At 69.4% G+C, this 2,062-nt stretch carries 2 protein-coding genes; one reads left to right on the plus strand and one right to left on the minus strand.

The window, feature by feature from the left end:
- Positions 1–86: 86 nt before the first annotated feature.
- Entirely contained in the window at positions 87–476 is a 390-nt protein-coding gene (locus J1M64_RS12590; protein WP_007928756.1) for a heavy metal-responsive transcriptional regulator, read from the minus strand.
- Between the two features lie 105 nt (positions 477–581).
- Between J1M64_RS12590 and merA the strand changes: the two genes are divergently transcribed.
- Entirely contained in the window at positions 582–1,982 is a 1,401-nt protein-coding gene (gene merA / locus J1M64_RS12595) for a mercury(II) reductase (RefSeq protein WP_017838447.1), read from the plus strand.
- The last annotated feature ends 80 nt before the right edge of the window (positions 1,983–2,062 follow it).

Raw genomic sequence — 2,062 nt, forward strand, 5'->3', positions numbered from 1 at the left:
TGTGGCTTTCGCCGTTATATGGCGGGGTTCTGTCGACGCTCTGTGGCGGCATCTGCTCATGGCGATACACGCGAGCACCGGTCTGGTCACAGATAGCGGCAGACGGTCGTGGTGTCGCATTTGGTGGGGTCGCTGGTGGTGGCACTGTGGTGAAGGTGCGCGACGGTGTGTCGCAGTGCTTGCAGGTCGGCGATTTGGCGGTCCAGGTCGCCCAGGTGGGCTTCGAGCAGGGCGTGCACGTGCTGGCAGGGTGCGACTCCGGCGTCGCGGATGTCGAGGATCTCGCGAATCTGGGCCAGGGTGAGCCCAGCGGTGCGGCCGCGGCGAACGAAGTCCAGGCGCGCCAGGGCCGCAGGGGTGTAGTCGCGGTATCCGTTGGCGGTGCGCTCAGGCGCAGGTAGTAGGCCGGCTTCTTCGTAGAAGCGCAGCGTCTTGGTTGTGGTGCCGCTGGCCACGGCCAACTCACCGATGCGCACAGTGGCCCCTTTCTCGGCTCTCGTCCATGTTCGCCTTGACCTTCCCCTGTGCTGGAACGTCCACTATGGACGCTGAAGAGGGGTCACGCGAAGGAAGGTGGGCAAATGGGTGTGGACTACGACGTCGATCTGGCCGTGATCGGCTCAGGAGGCGCGGCGATGTCCGCCGCCATCGCGGCCAGCCAGGCCGGTAAGAGCGTCGTGCTGGTTGAGCGCGGTGTTCTGGGCGGGACGTGCGTGAACATCGGCTGCGTGCCGTCCAAGACGCTCCTGGCGGCCGCCGGGGCCCGGCACGCCGCGCTCACCAATCCCTTCAAAGGTGCCCCAACGTCAGCCGCACCGGTGAACCTCGGCGATCTGGTGGCCCAGAAGGACGCACTCATCGAGCGCCTGCGTGATGCGAAGTACGCCGATGTGGCCGCTGCCTACGGCTTCCAGGTCCGCCCAGGCCAGGCCAGCTTCCTGGACGGGGACACCCTGGCCGTCGACGGCCAGGCGCTGCGGGCCCGGGCCTATCTGGTCGCCACCGGTGCCACCCCCGCCATCCCGGAGGTGGTCGGTCTCGACTCTGTGGACCGGCTGACGTCCACCACCGCGATGCAGCTGACCGAGCTGCCTGAGTCCCTGGTCGTTATCGGTGGCGGGTACGTCGGGATGGAGCAGGCCCAGCTGTTCGCTCACCTCGGCACCCGGGTCTCTGTGGTCGGGCGTCTGGCGCCGCACGCCGAGCCGGAGCTGGCCCAGAGACTTCGGGAAGTCTTCACCGACGACGGCATCACCGTGGTCGAAGAGCGCGCGACCACTGTGGCCCGCGAACCAGGCCCCGCAGGAGAGGTGGTGGTGACCACGGACTCGGGCGAACAGGTGCGCGGCGCGCAGGTCCTGGTGGCCACCGGACGCCTGCCCCGCACCGACGGCCTGAACCTGGCCGCTGCCGGTGTGGACGTGGACGAGCGCGGCTTCGTCGTGGTCGACCAGACCCAGCGCACCTCCAACCCGCGCGTCTGGGCCGCCGGTGACGTCTCGGGGGCTCCCCAGTACGTCTACGCCGCCGCCGCCGGCGGTCGGGCCGCCGCGCTCAACGCCCTGACCGAGGACAGGTACCCGCCGGCAGCTCGGGTCGACTACGCCGGCTTTCCTGCGGTCGTGTTCACCCGGCCCCAGCTGGCCTCGGCGGGGTTGACCGAGGACGAGGCCCTCACCCGAGGGCACGCGTGCGACTGCCGCGTCCTGGACCTGTCCGATGTCCCCCGGGCGCTCGTCCAGCACGACACCCGCGGGGCGGTGAAGCTCGTCGCCGACGCCGTGAGCGGCAAGGTTCTGGGCGTGCACGCTCTGGCGGACGGGGCCGGGGAGATCATGCTGGCGGCCACCTACGCCATCAAAAGCGGCATGACCGTCGACGATCTGGCCGACACCTGGGCGCCGTACCTGACCATGAGCGAAAGCCTGCGCATCGTGGCCGGCCTCTTCCGAAACCAGATGCCGACGTCATGCTGCGCCTGAAACCCGCGGCCCCAGCGGGGTGGACGAGGGCTCCCGCGGCGGCCCGCCTGGCGCCGTGAATGTGCCTTAAAAACCTACAG

The sequence above is a fragment of the Dietzia sp. KRD202 genome, assembly GCF_017168155.1.
GTDB lineage: Bacteria > Actinomycetota > Actinomycetes > Mycobacteriales > Mycobacteriaceae > Dietzia > Dietzia kunjamensis.

Coding starts and splice junctions, on each gene's coding strand:
- merA (WP_017838447.1), top strand. CDS start 582: ATGGGTGTGGACTACGACGTCGATCTGGCCGTGATCGGCTCAGGAGGC.